This is a genomic window from Streptomyces sp. NPDC088387, assembly GCF_044753385.1.
In the GTDB taxonomy this organism is placed as follows: domain Bacteria; phylum Actinomycetota; class Actinomycetes; order Streptomycetales; family Streptomycetaceae; genus Streptomyces.
Map to the genome: position 1 here is coordinate 330,385 of NZ_JBIVNC010000006.1, position 17,164 is coordinate 347,548.

Sequence of the window (17,164 nt, forward strand, 5' to 3'; positions counted from 1 at the left end):
AGAGCGCAGCACGCCTTTACGGCACCGGCATGCCCCGAGCGGGCCCGCCACGCCCCCCACCTCAGCAGCCCTACGGAGACCACCGCCGTGACCCACACCCATCTGACGCTGATCCAGGACATCCCGGCCTCCGGCGCCCGCGCCGCGCAGCCCCTGCGCGTCGGCGACCTGGAGCTGCTCGCCGTACCCCAGCTCGCCTACGACGTCCCCGGCACCCCCGCCCACATGAACGGCGGCGACAGCGACACCGAACTACTGCTCCTGAGCCGGGACGGCGACCACTTCAGCCCGTGGGGCACCCTGCCCGCCCCCGGCGGCGAGGACGCCGAGCACTTCACCATCGACGGGCGGACCTTCCTCGCCGTCGCGAGCATCCGCTCGGGCGCCGGGCCCTACGACTTCACCGTGCCGTCCGTCCTCTTCGAGTGGACCGGCGGCACGTTCGAGCCCTTCCAGGTGTTCGACGGGTTCGCCGCCAAGCAGTGGCGGCACTTCACCATCGACGGCCGGCACTTCCTCGCCCTCGCGCAGGGCGTCGCACTGCCCGCCCACGCGGCCGACAACAGGCCGTCCGCGATCTACGAATGGGACGGCGCCCGCTTCACCCACTTCCAGGACATCCCCTCGCGCTGGGGCTACAACTGGCATGCCTTCACCGCGGGCGGACACACCTTCCTCGCCCACGCCGACCACGTCGACCCCAGCGTCCTCTACCGCTGGACCGGCGACGCCTTCGTCGCCCACCAGGACCTCGCCCCCGCCGCCGGCCGCGCCTTCGCCACCTTCGACGACGACGCCGGGGACCACACCTACCTCGTCGTCGCCTGCATCAACGACGACTCCCGTCTGCTGCGCTGGGACAGCGCGGCGGACCGGTTCACCGACCACCAGCGGCTGGCCGGGGCGGGCGGGCGCGAACTGGCCCTCGTGCAGACCCCGCGGGCCAGGTACCTGGTCCGGGTCAACTTCATCCACGGCACCCCGGCCGACCCCACCGCCGCCCTCATGTCGCAGATCTACCGCTGGGACAAGGACCACCTGGAGCTGGTCGAGGAGTTCCCGACCACCGGCGGCACCGATCTCGCGGTCCTGGACGGCGCCGACGGCCCCCTGCTCGTACAGACCAACGCACTCAGCCCCGAACTGCGGTTTTCCGCCGATGTCCGCGTCTACCGCTTCACGGACTGACACCCCGCCCCGCGTTCCGGTGTCCCACCCCCCCGGCGCCCTGCGGCGTGGCCAAGGAGAGATGACATGTCCGACCACGAGAGTCCCGAACTCGTCGACCTGTTCACGACGTACACCGCGGGTCCCGACTCGATCGGCGCCCATCTGCGCGCCTGCGCGGCACGCGCACGGGCCGGCGACCCCCTGCTCGTCGTGACCGGCGCCGACATGGCGCTCTACCCGGGCGACGGCAGGCCCACCACCGTCCTGCCGTACCGGCTGAGCAACCGCGGCTTCAAGGAACTCGCCGCCGTCTCCCACCTCGGCCCCGCGCTCTCCTCCCTCGCCGAACTGCGCCTCCGCGAGCCGGACGGGGTGTGGCGCCGTGACGCCGAACTGCTGCTGCGCCAGACCCGCCGCGCCCGCGCCGCCAACAGCACCGACCTGTGGCGCGACCGGATAGCCGCCGCCTCCTACCGGGGCCGGGAGGAGGCCATCGCCTCCATGGTCGACTACACCTGTGCCATCACCGAGCGCTACCTCGTACGGGCCCTGGCGGACCCGGCGCTCCTCAACCACCGGACCCTGCGCGAGACCTACCTGGACGACGGCCACGCCGACCTGCCGGTCTCCTTCAACCGGGTCATGGTCGCCACCTTCTTCCTCGTCGGGCTCGACACCTCGTACCGGCTGATCAGCTGGCTCGACGAACAGGACATCGACTGGGCGCGCGCCATGGTCGTCGTCGTGGGCCAGATCGGCCGCCCCACGGCCGGCGTGACCTGGCGGACCAACAGCGTCGCCGGCATGGTGCTCGCGGCCTCCCGCGGCAAGCTCCCGCTCAGCCATCTCTACATCGCCCCGCACGCCGCCGGGTTCGCCACCCCCGTCGACGGTGACCTGCGGGAGGTCAACGCGGTGGAGGAGCAGCTCAGACAGCTCTGGGCGGGCACCCGGGCCACCGTCGAACTCGGCGGCGCCATGTTCGAGGGCTACCCCGCGTTCGACCCCGGCGACGACTACGCGGGACAGCAGCCCCGGACCGTCGGCGCCCACGACGGCGTCGTCACCGAACAGCCCGCCATCCGCTCGGCCGACGACTGGCTCTCCCTGGTCACCCGGCTGCGTGTGGTCATGGAGGACCCCCGCCAGCTGCTGTCCGGCGCCGTGACCGACTACGCCGCCCAGCAGCTCATCGCGCATGACAACAACCCCCTCGCGGTGCTGATCCCGGGCCTCGACAACGAGCCCTACCCCGCCTTCGGAACCGCCTCCGCAGCAGCCTGACCGGAAGAGAAAACGCCATGGCCCACCCCGCCGAACCCGGCTTCCTCCAGCGCCTGCACGCCGGCGAACCCACCCTCATGCTGGCCCTGCGGTCCGCCCGCACCCCCGACATCGTGCACATCGCCGCGTCCACCGGGCACCAGAGCATCATGGTGGACCTGGAGCACTCCACGATGTCCGTCGACACCGCCGCCCAGCTGTGCACCGTCGCCCACGGCCTCGGACTGACCGCACTGGTCCGGGTCCCGGAACGCGAGTACGGCATGATCGGCCAACTCCTCGACGGCGGCGCCCACGGCATCGTGGCGCCCCGCATCGAGACCGTCGAAGAGGCCCGGCAGATCGCCCGCGCCTGCCGCTTCGCCCCGCGCGGCCAGCGCTCCCAGACCAACATGGTCCCGCAGCTCGGTATGCGCCCCACCCCCGCGGCCCGCCTCAACCCCGCACTCGACGACGCGACCGTCGTCCAGATCCTGCTGGAGACCCCCAGCGGCATCGCCAACGCGGACGCGATCGCCGCGCTCGACGGCGTCGACATGCTGGCACTCGGCGCCAACGACTTCACCGCCGAACTGGGTGTCCCCGGCCAGTACGACGACCCGCGCGTCCGCGACGCCGTCGTGCGGCTCACCAACGCCTGCCGCCGCCACGGAAAGCTGATGGTCCTCGGCGGCATCGGCGACCAGAAGCTGCTCGACGACCTCGTCCCGCTCGGTGTGTGTTCCCTGCGGATGACCGGGACCGACTCGGCACTGCTGTACGCCGCCGCCGACGCCCGCGCCCGGCAGACCCTGGACAGTTTCCTGCCCGCCCAGCCGTAACCGAAGACGCAGAAGCGCAGACACAGACGAAGACACTCAGAGAAAGCGAGACCGCCGTGGCCGCCGTCCTCCCCGAGCCCACCCCCATGCGCGCCGCCGAGACCCTCACCAGGCCCGGCTTCGAGATGCCGCAGGGCAGTTGGGACACCCACTTCCATGTGTTCGAGCCCGGCTACCCGGTCGGACCCGCCCCGCAGTACCAGTTCCCCGACGGCACCCTCGACCAGTACCTGCGGATGACCGAGTGGCTAGGCATCGACCGTATGGTCCTCGTCCAGCCCACCTACTACGGCAACGACAACAGTCTGCTGGTCGACGTCCTGAAGAAGGTCGGCCCCCGCTGCCGTGGTGTGGTGCGCATCGACGACGACACCTCCGACGCCGAACTCGACGCCTACGACCGCATCGGCGTGCGCGCGATCCGCCTCGATCTCTTCGCCCGCGCCTCCTGGCCGATCGCCGACATCATCGACTACATCCGTACGATGGCCGGCCGCGCCCGCCCGCGAGGCTGGCACCTCCAGTTCTACACACCCGGCACCGTGGTCCGTGAACTACTGCCGTTCTTCGCCGACTTCGAGGACACCTACGTCATCGACCACATGGGATACATGAAGGAGTCCGACGGTCTGACCCCGGCGGACTTCGAACGGCTGGTGCGGATCCTCGACCACGGCAGCTGCTACATCAAGCTCTCCGGCGCCTACCGCGTCGTCGGGAACAAGCCGCTGTCCACGGTCGCCCCGCTGGGCCGTGCCCTGGTGTCGGCCCGGCCGGACCGGCTGGTGTGGGGCTCGGACTGGCCGCATCTGACGGACGGACAGCGCGACACGGGGGAGTACCTCAACCTGCTCGCCGACTGGGCGCCGGACGCGGCGGACAGGGCCCGCATCCTGGTCGAGAACCCGGAACGGCTTTTCAATTGACGCGCCAGGAACCCCCCTACGAACCCCATTTCCATTGGGTAAAAGGATAGGGGTTGACATCTCAACTCGGCGACAATTAGCTAGTGCATGAAATTGCCTGTCCTGTCGCAATCCGGAGCGAGGTGGCATGGAGTCGTCGGAGCTTGCACCCCAGATGGCCGAGTACGGAAAGTTCGTCGCGGGTGACATGAACTGGCAGCCGTATGTCATGTTCGCCAACCGGCCGGACTACCGTTCCCCGGTGGTCAACACGGATGCACAGGGATTCCGTCTCTCGTATCGCGGAGATGTCGGCCAATCGCTCAACGAGAACCGGCCCAAGGGACCCCTCGGTGTGCTGATGGGCGGCTCCTCGGCGTTCGGTTTCGGCGCCGGCAGCGACAGTGGGACGGTCTCCTCGGCAATGGCCGACGAATCCGGGATACCGTGGCTGAATTTCGCCGTTCCCGGATACAACTCGACCCAGGAAACCATTCTTTTTATGATGCACCGCCACCAGCTTCCGGAGGTAAGGGACATCGTCGTCCTCTCCGGTCTGAACAACCTGGTGGTGGCGGGGCTCCCGGGAGCCGACCAGGGGTACGGGCAGTTCTTCTTCTCCGGCGAGTTCTTCGGTGAGCTCGGCGGCGGCGCCGAGGGCCCGCCACGGCCGCCCACCTCCCGGACCGGCGACAACCGGTCCGTGGTGCAGCGGCTCCGCTCCCTGATCGGCTCGCGTCCGGCGCCGGCGGCCTCCGGACCGGCCGTCCCCGTCGGCGAACGTGTCGACATCGCCGCCCGGTTCCTGCGCCACGACCTCGACCGGCTGCTGGACCTGGTGGCACCCACCGGCGCCCGTGTCCACTACGCACTCCAGCCGACCCCGGTCTGGAGCAGAAAAAGCCTCTCCGCCGAGGAGGCCGTACTCCTCGGCGACGACGGATCACTGCTCGCCCAGGCCTGGCCGCTTTTCCTCCCCGTTCTCGACGAGGAGGCCCACGAGCGGTATTCCGAGGAGATCGGGCGGGCCTGCAAGGAACGTGACATCGCGTACGTCGACATCAACATGCTGCTCCGCTCGGCTCCCGAGAAGGACGAATGGCTGTTTGTCGACGCCGTGCACACGAATGACCGCGGAAATGCGGTCGTGGCGCAGCTGCTGTGTGAAAATCTCGGCCTGGCCCGGTAATTCGACCCCATTCAGTGGAGGGAAGACGGTGATTCGTAAAATCGTGCAGTTCTTCCGGCGGCGCCGCAGGCGGAAGAACGACGGGTCCATCTACCCCATGTTCTGACCCGGAAAGAGGACTCTGGTGTCCCGGCCCCCTGAAGCCGCAACGGCGGACCGAATACTGTACTTACACGCGCTGGATCCCGAAGGCGCGCTTTCGCTCAGCGAACTGGACACCACGGTCCTTGGTCCCGTGTCCGACGAGAACGGCGTCCCGGACGCCGGAGAACTCGCCCGGCAGGCCGCTCTGTGGAGCGCCGCGGAGGCGGACAGATTCCGGGAGCGGCTCGGAGACCGGACGTCGGACGAGCAGGTGGTGCACTGTCTGCTCCTCAACTCCGCACCCCTCGCCCTGGCCGCCGGTGCCTGGCTGCAATGGGCGTCCAGTTCCGCCAACGGTGACAGCGCCCTCGCTCTCGAAGTCCTGTCCCTCTACGCGGACGACATCGGCGTCGGATACCCGCACGCGGACCGGGGCAGCGCCTACCGCGGTCTGCTGGCGCACCACAGACTGCCACTGGACACGGGCGGAGTCGGACTCACCGGCAGCGACCGGGTACAGAGCTTCAGCTTCCGCCTGCCGGCCCGGCTGACGGCGATCAGCAGACAGCCGGACCACTTCCTGCCGCACATCCTCGGAGCCGACCTCTTCCTGCGCGCGGTGGGCACACCACCGCCGCTCGCGGTCCTGCCGGACGCGGCACGCGGACCCGCGACGGCGCACGACCTGGATCTCGGCTCCGCCAGATCGGCACACGGCCCCAGCGCACTGGACCGTTCCCTGGCCGCGGCCCGGCTCCTCCTCACCGACCAGGACCGAACCGACCAGGACCGGACCGACCAGGACCGGACCGACCAGTCCGCCGACCGGTTCCACCACGGCTTCCGCTGGGCCGAGCGCGAGTTCCGGCGCTGGTCCGACCTCGTACTGCGCGAGGCGACCCAGAGCGTGCACCCCGACTACCACGTCTGGCGGCTGCTGTTCGGCCGCGCCCGCCAGGCCGCCGTCTACCACGGCCGCTACCAACTGGAGGGCCGCCCGCTCTCGGAGTGGTTCGCCGACGTCGACTCGGGCCCCGACCACTTCCTCGACGCCCTGGCGGCGAGCCCCCTGGTCCGGCCGGGCAAGCCCGACCGCAGCCCGCTGCTGCGCGGGCTCATCGCCGAGACGGGCCCCATGTTCCGGGTGTTCACCGACGACGAGGTGGCCGCGATCCGCCGCTGGATCGAGCAGCTGCCGACGGCCGGCCCCGACGCCTCGCGCGGTCCCGCACGCCACGGCCTGAACGACGTACAGCAGAGCTGGTTCCGCCAGACCGCCGAGTCGTTCTCCCGGCCGGCCGGCGCGGGCAGTGCGCGCGCAGGCACCCGCCCCGCCTCGACCCGCGACGCCTACCGCCGACTCCTCACCCGCCAGGACTGCACCGCCCTGCGGCAGTACGCCCGCGACTACGCCGAACGCTGGCTGACCCGCAGCGAGTTCCGCCTTGACGCGGTGCCGAACCAACTGCCGAAGCGCTGGAACCGGAACCACGGACTCTCCCCGTGGCTGCTGGCCGAACACGACCGGCACGGCGAGGAGTTCAGTGAGGGCGAGGCGCCCGTCCCCACCCGTGAGCAGCTGATCTCCTCCACCCTGCAACTGGCCCCGCTCATCATGATCGACGGCGCCTGGCTCCAGGGCTTCACCGACTACCGGCTCGCCTCGACCCCCGTGGGCCATCTCCTGTTCCAGACCTACTGGGACGAGCTCGGCAACGGCGTACGTGACCTCAACCACCCGCTGATCTACCGGGAACTCCTCCGGCAGATGGGCCACGACCTCCCACCCACCGCCTCGGACGACTTCGCCCAGTGGGCGGAATTCCACAACGAGTCCTTCGACCTGCCCGTCTTCTGGCTGAGCATCTCCCGCTTCCCGCAGACCTTCCAGCCGGAGATCCTCGGCCTGAACCTCGCGATGGAGCTGTCCGGCGTCGGCGGCAGCTACCGCTCGGCCCGCGTCGGCCTGGAGAAACACGGCTTCAGCACCCAGTTCGTCGACCTGCACAACACGATCGACAACGTCGCCACCGGGCACTCCGCATGGGCCGCCGAAGCCGTCGACCACTTCATGGACCAGGTCCCCCGGGCCCTCGGACCCGCCGGGGAACTGGAGATGTGGCGCCGGATCAGGACCGGCTACCGGTCCCTGAACGGCCCGCGCACGCTGGGCTCGGCGCTCTACGCCCGCATCCGGTCACGGCGCAGACAGTCCGTACCCCCGCCGCTCGAAGGGGCAGATCCTCTATGATCCCCACAGTCCTCGGCATCTCCGCCTACTACCACGACAGCGCCGCCGCCCTGGTGCGCGGCGGGGACATCGTGGCCGCCGCCCAGGAGGAGCGGTTCAGCCGCCGCCGGCACGACCCGGCGTTCCCCGAGCGGGCCGTGGCGTACTGCCTCGACGAGGCCGGTGTCACCGCGCGGGACCTCGACGCGGTCGCCTACTACGAGAACCCCTCGCTCAAGTTCCGGCGGGTGCTGGGCACTTACGCCGCCACCGCCCCGCGCGGCTGGAGCACGTTCAGACACGTACTCCCGCAGTGGCTGGCCTGGAAGGCGCGCGCGCAGCGGACGGTCCACCGGCGGATCGAGGCCATCGGAGGCGGCACCCCGCCCCCGGTGGTCTGCTACGGCCACCACGAGACACACGCCGCCTCGGCGTTCCTGCCCAGCCCCTACGAGTCCGCCGCCGTGCTCACCGTCGACGGCGTCGGCGAGTGGACCACCACGTCCGTCTGGCACGGCAGGGGCGACCGCGTCGAAGCGCTCGCGGAACTCCGCTTCCCGCACTCCCTCGGCCTGCTCTACTCCGCCTTCACCTACTTCTGCGGATTCAAGGTCGACTCGGGCGAGTACAAGCTGATGGGCCTAGCGCCCTACGGCAGGCCCCGGTTCGCCCAGCTGATCAAGGAGAGGCTGGTCGACATCCGGGAGGACGGCTCCTTCCGCCTGGACACCGACTACTTCGAGTTCCTCTACGGCCAGGTCATGACGGGACGCAGGTTCGCCGACCTGTTCGGCGGACCCGGGCGCACCCCGGAAGGCCCGCTCACCGAGCGGGAGTTCGACCTCGCCGCCTCGGTACAGGCCGTGACCGAGGAGATCATGCTCAAGCTGGCGCGGACCGCCCGCGCCTGGACGGGGGAGTCACACCTCTGCCTGGCCGGCGGCGTCGCGCTGAACTGCGTGGCCAACGGCCGCATCGTGGAACAGGGCATCTTCGACGAGGTCTGGGTGCAGCCCGCCGCGGGTGACGCCGGCGGAGCGCTCGGAGCCGCACTCCTCGCGGCCCGGCACGAGGGCGGCCGGGACCACGTACGGCACGGCGGCGACGCCATGAAGGGCGCACGGCTCGGGCCCGGCTACGACGACGACACGGTCCAGCGGTTCCTCGACGACCACGGATATCCGTACCGCAAGCTGTCCGGCACGGAGCTGACCCGGGCGGTCGCGGAGGAGCTGGCGGCGGGCAAGGTCGTGGGCTGGTTCTCCGGAAGGATGGAGTTCGGGCCGCGCGCGCTGGGCTCACGGTCGATTCTCGGCGACGCCCGCAAGCCGGACATGCAGTCCACCATGAACCTCAAGATCAAGTTCCGGGAGTCGTTCCGGCCGTTCGCCCCGATCGTGCTCGCCGAGGACCAGGAACAGTACTTCGACCTCAAGCAGCCCAGCCCCTACATGCTGATCGTCGGCCAGGTCGCCCGGCAGCAGCGGACGCACGACGACGAACCCTCCGCCGACGGCCTGGCGGCCGGTGAGCGGCTGCGGTCCGTGCACAGCACCATCCCCGCCGTCACCCACGTCGACCACTCCTCACGGATCCAGACCGTCGACAAGGAACGGGACCCCGCGCTGCACCGCCTGCTCGGCGACTTCCGGGACCTCACGGGCTGCTCGGTCCTGGTGAACACCTCGTTCAACGTCCGTGGCGAGCCGATCGTGGCGAGCCCCGCCGACGCCTACCGCTGCTTCATGCGGACCAACATCGACCTGCTCGCCGTCGGCGGCTTCCTCCTGGACCGCACCGAACAGCCGGCGTGGCGGGAGGCGGGGGACTGGCGTGCGGAAATCCCCCTCGACTGAGCCCAGGATCTGGAGAGTCATGAGAACACTTCGCGATGCCGCGGTGACGGCGGCACTGTTCGTGGTCTACGTCCTGGTCTTCGTGCCACTCGGAGTCGTGGCCCGTCTGTTCCACGACCCGCTGGCCCGGCGCCCCGCACCCGACCGCGCCTCCTACTGGCACCAGCTGAACGGCCACCGGCCCCCCGCACAGGACTCGCGCTGACGCGGTCGGCGGCCGGGCAGGCCTGCCAGGGTGCACGTGTCCGCCCGGCGCATCCGGACATCTTCGGGTCGTCCGGGCGACGACGTGCGTATGTACACGCATCACCTGGTTCGCACGGGGTACGTCCGGCCCATGAGAGTGAGCGTGGTGGACGCGGGTTCGAACACGGTACGGCTTGTGGTGGCGGACAGCAGGGACGGAGTTCCCCTGCCGGTACACACCGCGAAGTGGAAGCTGCGCCTGTCCGAGCAGACGGGGGAGGACGGCCGCCTGGGGGACGCCGCGACGGAACAACTGGTGCGGGCCGTGGAGAAGGCGGCCCTGACGGCCGAACGCTGGGGCGCGCCCGAGCCGCTGGCGTTCGCCACGGCCGTCGTACGCAACGCGCCCGACCGGGCCGAGGTGCTGCGGGCGGTCCGCGCCCGCACGGACGTACGGCTGTGTGTGCTGCCCGGCGAGGTGGAGGCCGAGCTGACCTTCCTCGCCGTACGGCGCTGGATGGGCTGGCGGGCCGGCCCGCTGGCCCTCTTCGACATCGGGGGCGGCTCCCTCGAAGTGGCCTTCGGACGTGGCCGGATGCCGGAGTTCGCGGTCTCCCTGCCGCTCGGCGCCAACCGGCTGACCAACGAGTTCTTCGACCGCACCGACCCGCCCTCGGCCACCGAGATCCAGGCCCTGCGCCGCAAGGTGCGCCACCAGCTGCGGGACGCCACCGCCCGGATCCGCTGGGAGCACCCGCACACCAGCATCGCCGCCTCCCGCACCTTCCAGCAGCTCGCCCGGCTGTGCGGTGCCCCGCCGGGACGCCGCGGACCGTTTGTGGAACGGCAGTTGTACCGCAAGGACCTGCGCCTCGCGATCGACCGGCTCGCCGGACTCTCGATCGACGAGAGATCCGAGCTGCCCGGTATCTCCGCGCCCCGGGCCCGGCAGTGCCTGGCCGGAGCGATCATCGGGCACACGGCGATGAAACTCAGCGGACTGAAGTCCCTCGCGATCTGCCCCTGGGCCCTGCGCGAGGGCATTCTGCTGCGCTATCTGGAGGACGGGCGCGACTGGTGGGGCGACATCGAGCGCCGCGAGGAGCGGACCCACCACCACGCGGTCGACTCCACGGTGGTCACCTCGCTGCCGCTTCAGGAGGCGAGGGCCGTCCCCACCCCCTGACCCTGGGGCTGTCCCCAGGGGCGATCCGGGGGATCACCGCATCGAGCGCCGGGCCTCGACGACCTGGCGTTCTGGCGATGCGCGCCGGGGGGCGGACGGTCTCCGGTGGAACCCTGCCCACCAGCGGTTACGCGTGTCGACGGCGATCGTGGGTACTAGCGGACGCGTGACTCAGGACACCGAGCAGGAGCAGCGCGAGCAGTCCGACCACAAGACACGGGTGACCGTGGTGATCGCCCTGGCCGCGAACCTCGTCATCGCGGTCGCCAAGGCGGTCGGCGGCCTCTTCGCCTCCTCGCCCTCGCTGCTCTCCGAAGCGGCGCACTCCGTGGCGGACAGTCTCAACGAGATCTTCCTGCTCGCCGCGGTGCGCCGCAGCCGGCGCCCGCCCGACCGGCGCCATCCGTTCGGCTACGGCAAGGAGCGCTGGTTCTGGTCGCTGCTCGCCGCGGTCGGCATCTTCGTCATGGGCGGCTGCTTCTCCTTCTTCCAGGCCTGGGAGGCGCTGCGCAGCCACCAGACCGTGTCCGTACCGCACTACGTGGCCGGTCTCGCGGTGCTCGCGGTCGCCCTGCTGGCCGAGGGCGGCTCGCTCCTGCGGGCGCTGTACCAGTACCGCCGGCAGGGCGGGAAGGCCGGGGACCCGGCGCACCGCACGGTCATCGCCGAGGACAGCGCGGCCGTCGTCGGTGTGGTCCTCGCCATGGCCGGCATGGCCCTGCACATGGCGACCGGTGACGCCGCCTGGGAGGCCGCCTCCTCCTTCTCGATCGGGCTGCTGCTGGTCTTTGTCGCCTACCGGCTGGCCGGCGAGTCGCGCGAGCAGCTCATCGGTGCGGCGGTCGACCCCGAACGGCGCGCCGCCATCCGCCGGATGCTTGACGACCAGCCGGAGATCGACAACGTGGCCGAGCTGCTCACCATGAGCCTCGGTATGGACACGGCGCTCGTGGCGGCCCGGGTCGACCTCGTGCCCGGACTGGACAGCGAGGAGGTCGAGACAGCCGCCGAACGCATCAAGAAGGCCATGGCCGAGCGCTGGTCGGACGCGGACCACGTCTTCCTGGACATCACGGAGGCGCCACCGCGGCCTGGACGGTGACGCCTCGCGCGAGGGGTCCCACCGGAGGGGTGGGTGAGATGCCGGTCCGTGGGCGAGGTGTCAGCCCTCCGTCCGGTGCCCCGGCAGGAACTCCTGCATCTTCGCCCGGAACCCCTGCCGGACCATCGCCCCCCGGTCGCTGTCCCCCTTGAGGATCGCCGACGCGGCGGCCTCGATCTGGTCGAGCGTGGCGTGCGGAGGAATGGGCGGTACGGCGGGGTCGGTCACGAAGTCCAGCACGGTGGGGCGGCCTGCGGCGAGCGCGCTCTCCCAGGCGCCGCGCACCTGGTCCGGCCGTTCGATCCGGATGCCGGTCAGACCGAGCGAGCGGGCGAAGTCGGCGTAGGCGACGTCCGGGATCGACTGCGACGGCAGGAACTGCGGGGCGCCGGACATGGCCCGCATCTCCCAGGTGACCTGGTTGAGGTCCCGGTTGTTCAGGACGGCGACGACAAGCCGCGGATCCTGCCACTCCTGCCAGTACTTGGCCACCGTGATCAGCTCGGCCATACCGTTCATCTGCATCGCCCCGTCGCCGACCAACGCGATCGCCGGCCGGTCACCGTGCGCGAACTTGGCGCCGATCGCGTACGGAACACCCGGCCCCATCGTCGCCAGCGTGCCCGACAGCGAACCGCGCATGTCGCCGCGGAGCCGGAGGTGGCGGGCGTACCAGTTGGCGGCCGATCCCGAGTCCGCGCTGAGGATCACGTCCTGCGGGAGCAGCGCGTCGAGTTCGTGCACGACGTACTCCGGGTTGATGGGATCGGCGTCGACGGCGGCCCGCCGCTCCATCACCTCCCACCAGCGCGCGACCTCGCCCTCGATCTTCTTGCGCCACGCCGGGTCCTCCATCTGGTCGAGGAGCGGCAGCAGCCGGCGCAGGGTGCGGGCGGCGTCGCCGACGAGGTTGACCTCGAAGGGGTAGCGCAGCCCGATCATGTGCGGGTCGATGTCGATCTGCACGGCCCGCGCCCTGCCGAACTTCGGCAGGAACTGGGAGTAGGGGAAGGACGAGCCGACGACGAGCAGCGTGTCGCAGTCGCGCATCATCTCGTACGACGGCCGGGTCCCCAACAGGCCGATCGCGCCGGTGACATGGGGCAGGTCGTCGGCCAGGGCGTCCTTGCCCAGCAGCGCCTTGGCGATTCCCGCGCCGAGCCGGTCGGCGACGGCGAGTACCTCCGCGCGGGCGCCGCGCGCGCCCTGCCCGATCAGGATCGCGGTCTTCCCGCCGTCGTTGAGGACCTCGGCGGCCCGCTGGAGGTCCTCGTCGTCCGGGACCGGCGTGGACCGGGACACACCGAGGCTGGACGGCACCATCTTGAACGCGTGCTCGGGAGCGGAGTAGTCGAGTTCCTGCACATCGGCGGGGACGATCACCGCGGTGACCGTGCGGCGCGCCAGGGCGGTGCGGATCGCCCGGTCGAGCACGTTCGGCAGCTGCTCGGGGACGGTGACCATCTGGCAGTAGTCGGAGGCCACGTCCTTGTACAGGCTGACCAGGTCGACCTCCTGCTGGTAGGAGCCGCCCATGGCGCTGCGGTCGGTCTGTCCGACGATCGCGACGACCGGGACGTGGTCGAGCTTGGCGTCGTACAGCCCGTTGAGGAGATGGATGGCGCCGGGGCCCGACGTGGCCACGCAGACGCCGACTCGGCCGGAGAACTTCGCGTAGCCGACGGCCTCGAACGCGGACATCTCCTCGTGCCGGGACTGGATGAACCGCGGGTTGTCCTCCGCGCGCCCCCAGGCCGCGAGGAGACCGTTGATGCCGTCACCGGGGTAGCCGAAGACATGTTCGACTCCCCACTCGCGCAGCCGCTGGAGGAGGTGGTCGGAGACCTTCGTCGACATGGGCGGTTTCCCTTCCGGACGGGGCGTGCTGCCAGGCGCGCGGGGGTTCCGGGTACCCGCGGCGACGGCCCGCCGAACCCGGTCGGGGAAGGGTGGTCCGGCTGGTCGGGGCCCGGTGGTCCGGCCGGTCCGTGGCCGGCCGGCGATGCGGAAGGTGAGGGTGGGCGAGGAGGGGTACCCGGCCGCTGCCCGGCACGCCGTCGAAGAGAAGGGACCCGACATGGCTCAGCACGTACGGGACATCATGACGAGCGCTCCGGTCACCGTGGAGCCGGTGGCCTCGGTCGCCGCCGTGGCACGGCTGATGCGCGACAAGGGGATCGGGGCCGTACTCGTGACGGACGGCGGACGGCTCAGGTGCCTGGTGAGCGACCGCGACCTGGTCGTGCGCGCCTTCGCCGACGGTCTGGATCCCGCGGTGTCCACCGTGATGGAGGCGGGCAGCGAGCACCTGGTCACCGTCACGCCGGGCGACAGTCTCGACCGGGCGGTCGAGCTGATGCGCGAGCACTCCGTGCGGCGGCTCCCCGTGGTGGACGAGAACGACCGGCCCGTGGGCATCGTCTCCCTGGGCGACCTGGCCGTGGAGCGCGACGAGCACTCGGCGCTGGGCGACATCAGCGCCGCGAGGCCCAACACCTAGAAGGGTTGAGGCCCAACACCTGGAAGGGTTGAGGCCCAACACCTGGAAGGGACGAGGCCCAACACCTGGAAGGGACAGGGTGGTCGTTTAATCGGATGTGCTTACGGTGTGGAGTTGTTAGGTTCACCGTGTGCCGAAGCTGAATCAGATCATCGCAGTCGAAAAGGGCGTCAAGTCCAAGGCCCTCCAGGAGCTGACCCAGGCCCACCAGGACGTGCAGAAGCCGGCCCTGCTCGCCGGTATCTCCCGGACCTACCAGCCCAAGGACGAGGAGGGCGAGCAGTTGCCGCCCGAGTCGACGCGGGTGCAGATCAAGGCCGAGGACGCGCTGCGGGCGACCGCCGGGACACTGACGCGGCTCTTCGACGTGACCGCGACGAAGGACTGGGCGAACCGGTCCGCGGTCGCGGACGTGGTGGTCGACGGCACGGTACTGCTGCCCCAGGTGCCCGTCCCTTACCTGTTGTTCCTGGAGAAGCAGCTCACCGATCTGCACACCTTCGTGCGCAAGCTGCCGGTGCTCGACGCCTCCGAGTCGTGGAGCCTGGACCCCTCGACGGACTCGTGGAAGACGGACCCGGTGCGGACCATCCGCACGAAGAAGGTTCCGCGCAACCACGTGAAGGCCGAGGCCACGGAGAAGCACCCGGCGCAGGTCGAGGTGTACTACGAGGACGTCCCGGTCGGTTACTGGACCACGGTGAAGTTCTCCGGCGCGCTGCCCGCCCGGCGGGTCAACGAGCTCCTCGACCGCGTCGAGAAGCTCCAGCAGGCCGTCAAGTTCGCCCGTGAGGAGGCGAACAACACCGAGGTCACCGACCAGCGGATCGGCGACGCGGTATTCGGCTACCTCTTCCGGTAGCCCCACACACGCCCTCCGTCGCGAGCGGAGGGTGCGCGATGAGCGCAAGCTGAAACTGATGTTGAAGCTGAACCAGGGGTGTCAGTTGGGGGTTCGAATCCCTCTCCCCGCACCACGTGCGGGGGTGGCCCAAGCCGGCAGAGGCGGCCCCGTGAAACTCAGATTCTCGCTCCAGTCTCAGTATTCGCCGCCGAACACCGGATCGACCGAGCGTGGGCGAACATCGACGGATGGGGGTTCAAGTCCCTCCGGCGCCTCTTGCGTGGCGCTGTAGTTCAAAGGCAGAACACGTCGATCTCAGCATGACCCGCGTTCTTCAACGCCGCCGGTGTGCGCAAATGGGTGGCAAGCTGGAGCCCGGGAGCTGGACATGCTCCCGGGCTCCGTCACGTCAGCCGCGTCCTCCGGGGTCCGTCCCGTCCCGTGCCGAGCGTTCGGTGACGGCCTTGACCCGGGCCACCGCGCCGTTCAGCTGATCCTGGATCCCGTCCGGCAGGGACTGGCCCTTCACGGCGGTCACCACGTCCGCGGCGAGCCGGTGGAGCTTGGTGTTGGTGTGCTGGGAGGCCATGACCAGCACCTCCCAGGCCTCGTCGGCGCTCAGCCCGAAGGACGCCATGAGGATGCCGCGGGCCAGGTCGATCTCCGGGCGGGTCGCCATCGCCCGCCGCAGCTGTACGACCTCGGAGCGCAGGCCGTCCTCGGTGGCGCCGGGCGGGGCGCCGGGCTCGTGGTCCGTGGCGGGGGAGCGGTCGGGGTGCTCTGACTGGTTCGAGTGATCCGTCTGGTTCGAGTGATCCGTGTTCATCTGCGCAGGGGTGAAGAGGGGCAGGGTGTCGGTGAGGCCGAGCAGTCGGTCCGCCACCACGCTGGTGGCGGTGACGACGAGGGACTTTCCGTCACCGAGCGCCTGCCGGCGGAACTTCAGCAGCACGTTGAGCGCGGAACAGTCCCAGAACTCCAGGCCGCCGAGGTCCAGCTCCACGTGCCGGACCGGCTCGTTGAGGGCGGCGCGCAGGGTGCGCTCCAGCATCTCGGCGTCGTCCAGACACAGCCCGCCGCCGACGGCCACGACCAGCCGGCCGGCGTCCCGGCGCGTGGTGATCCGCGGACGGCCGCCGGCGCGCGCACTCATGGTGCCGTCCCCGCTCATCGACTGAGCTGCCCGGGGCGACTCGGACATGACTGCCTCTCCCTGCGTACCCGGAGTTCCCTGCCCCAAGAATCGCCGCGAGCGCGTGGCACGTCAAGAGATACCTGAATTTTATTTCGTTAGTTTGAGATCGTGAATGGTCGATCGTAGGATTCGGCCAAGGCGGGAACCGATCCGGCGGGATTCCGCCGCCCGCCCGGCCCGCTCCCGGCGCCGAAGTCGCCGAGGGCGGCGAGGAGTTCCGCCGCGCCGGACCGGGCGTGGCCGCTGTGCCGTCTCCGGTCCGGACACCTGGGCCGCGGACGGTTCCGGACGCCGGGCGGCTGACAGCCCCCGGCGCCCGGCCTCAGGCGGGGGACTCGTCCGGGTGTGGGTCCTCGGGTTGAGGGGACGCCGGATTGGACTCATCCCGGCGGGACGTGCCGGCCTCGTCGGTGTCGGGTACGTCCTCGGCCTTGTCCGCGGATGCGGCCTTGTCCGCGGTCCCGGCCTTGTCGGCCTCGCTCAGGTCCGGGGTGATGTCCCAGGGGTCATCACCCTCACCCGCCAGTTGGTCGGGCATGTCCCGCGGCACGGGTTCGCCGTCCTCGCCCGTACGGTGCCGGTCGGCCACGACGTACTCCCTTCCCTGTGGAT

The 17,164-nt window shown here is 70.4% G+C and carries 15 protein-coding genes; 12 read left to right on the plus strand and 3 right to left on the minus strand.

Annotated features, from left to right (window positions below; all coding sequences use genetic code 11):
• Positions 1–87 precede the first annotated feature (87 nt).
• From ACIQAC_RS18595 to ACIQAC_RS18640, 10 genes are all read left to right on the plus strand, one after another.
• Positions 88–1,188 (plus strand): hypothetical protein, encoded by a 1,101-nt coding sequence (locus tag ACIQAC_RS18595; RefSeq protein WP_402192310.1) that lies wholly within the window; start codon positions 88–90, stop codon positions 1,186–1,188.
• Between the two features lie 66 nt (positions 1,189–1,254).
• Complete coding sequence (locus ACIQAC_RS18600) at positions 1,255–2,454, plus strand: DUF5624 domain-containing protein (protein WP_402192311.1); 1,200 nt, start codon at positions 1,255–1,257, stop codon at positions 2,452–2,454.
• 17 nt (positions 2,455–2,471) lie between these two features.
• Positions 2,472–3,275 (plus strand): HpcH/HpaI aldolase/citrate lyase family protein, encoded by an 804-nt coding sequence (locus ACIQAC_RS18605; protein WP_402192313.1) that lies wholly within the window; start codon positions 2,472–2,474, stop codon positions 3,273–3,275.
• A 56-nt stretch (positions 3,276–3,331) separates the two neighbouring features.
• Positions 3,332–4,201, plus strand: a complete 870-nt coding sequence (locus tag ACIQAC_RS18610; RefSeq protein ID WP_402192315.1) for an amidohydrolase family protein — start codon at positions 3,332–3,334, stop codon at positions 4,199–4,201.
• A 127-nt stretch (positions 4,202–4,328) separates the two neighbouring features.
• Entirely contained in the window at positions 4,329–5,369 is a 1,041-nt protein-coding gene (locus ACIQAC_RS18615) for an SGNH/GDSL hydrolase family protein (RefSeq protein WP_402192318.1), read from the plus strand.
• Between the two features lie 235 nt (positions 5,370–5,604).
• Positions 5,605–7,704 carry an iron-containing redox enzyme family protein gene (locus ACIQAC_RS18620; protein ID WP_402192321.1) on the plus strand — a complete coding sequence of 700 codons (2,100 nt, stop codon included), beginning with the start codon at positions 5,605–5,607 and terminating at the stop codon, positions 7,702–7,704.
• Positions 7,701–9,539: a carbamoyltransferase gene (locus ACIQAC_RS18625; RefSeq protein ID WP_402192323.1), complete on the plus strand. Its 1,839-nt coding sequence runs from the start codon at positions 7,701–7,703 to the stop codon at positions 9,537–9,539. The genes ACIQAC_RS18620 and ACIQAC_RS18625 overlap by 4 nt, the downstream gene beginning before the upstream one ends.
• 19 nt (positions 9,540–9,558) lie before the next feature.
• Positions 9,559–9,744, plus strand: coding sequence for a hypothetical protein (locus ACIQAC_RS18630; RefSeq protein ID WP_402192325.1), 186 nt, complete (start codon positions 9,559–9,561; stop codon positions 9,742–9,744).
• Between the two features lie 132 nt (positions 9,745–9,876).
• On the plus strand, positions 9,877–10,911 hold the full coding sequence (locus tag ACIQAC_RS18635) for a Ppx/GppA family phosphatase (RefSeq protein ID WP_402192327.1): 1,035 nt from the start codon (positions 9,877–9,879) through the stop codon (positions 10,909–10,911).
• 166 nt (positions 10,912–11,077) lie between these two features.
• Positions 11,078–12,013, plus strand: a complete 936-nt coding sequence (locus ACIQAC_RS18640) for a cation diffusion facilitator family transporter (RefSeq protein ID WP_402192329.1) — start codon at positions 11,078–11,080, stop codon at positions 12,011–12,013.
• A 60-nt stretch (positions 12,014–12,073) separates the two neighbouring features.
• Here ACIQAC_RS18640 and ACIQAC_RS18645 read toward each other — a convergent pair whose 3' ends face one another.
• Complete coding sequence (locus ACIQAC_RS18645) at positions 12,074–13,870, minus strand: thiamine pyrophosphate-requiring protein (RefSeq protein WP_402192331.1); 1,797 nt, start codon at positions 13,868–13,870, stop codon at positions 12,074–12,076.
• Positions 13,871–14,090: 220 nt separating this feature from the next.
• Here ACIQAC_RS18645 and ACIQAC_RS18650 point away from each other — a divergent pair, with 220 nt between their 5' ends.
• Positions 14,091–14,513, plus strand: a complete 423-nt coding sequence (locus tag ACIQAC_RS18650; RefSeq protein WP_402192333.1) for a CBS domain-containing protein — start codon at positions 14,091–14,093, stop codon at positions 14,511–14,513.
• Between the two features lie 130 nt (positions 14,514–14,643).
• Positions 14,644–15,375, plus strand: a complete 732-nt coding sequence (locus ACIQAC_RS18655; protein ID WP_402192335.1) for a hypothetical protein — start codon at positions 14,644–14,646, stop codon at positions 15,373–15,375.
• Between the two features lie 391 nt (positions 15,376–15,766).
• Here the strand turns inward: ACIQAC_RS18655 and ACIQAC_RS18660 are convergent, their stop codons facing one another.
• Together ACIQAC_RS18660 and ACIQAC_RS18665 are read right to left on the minus strand one after the other, a co-directional pair.
• Positions 15,767–16,558: an ANTAR domain-containing protein gene (locus tag ACIQAC_RS18660; RefSeq protein ID WP_402192337.1), complete on the minus strand. Its 792-nt coding sequence runs from the start codon at positions 16,556–16,558 to the stop codon at positions 15,767–15,769.
• Between the two features lie 316 nt (positions 16,559–16,874).
• The gene (locus ACIQAC_RS18665) at positions 16,875–17,141 is read right to left on the minus strand and encodes a hypothetical protein (protein WP_402192338.1); all 267 of its coding nucleotides are present in this window, start codon (positions 17,139–17,141) and stop codon (positions 16,875–16,877) included.
• Positions 17,142–17,164: the final 23 nt, after the last annotated feature.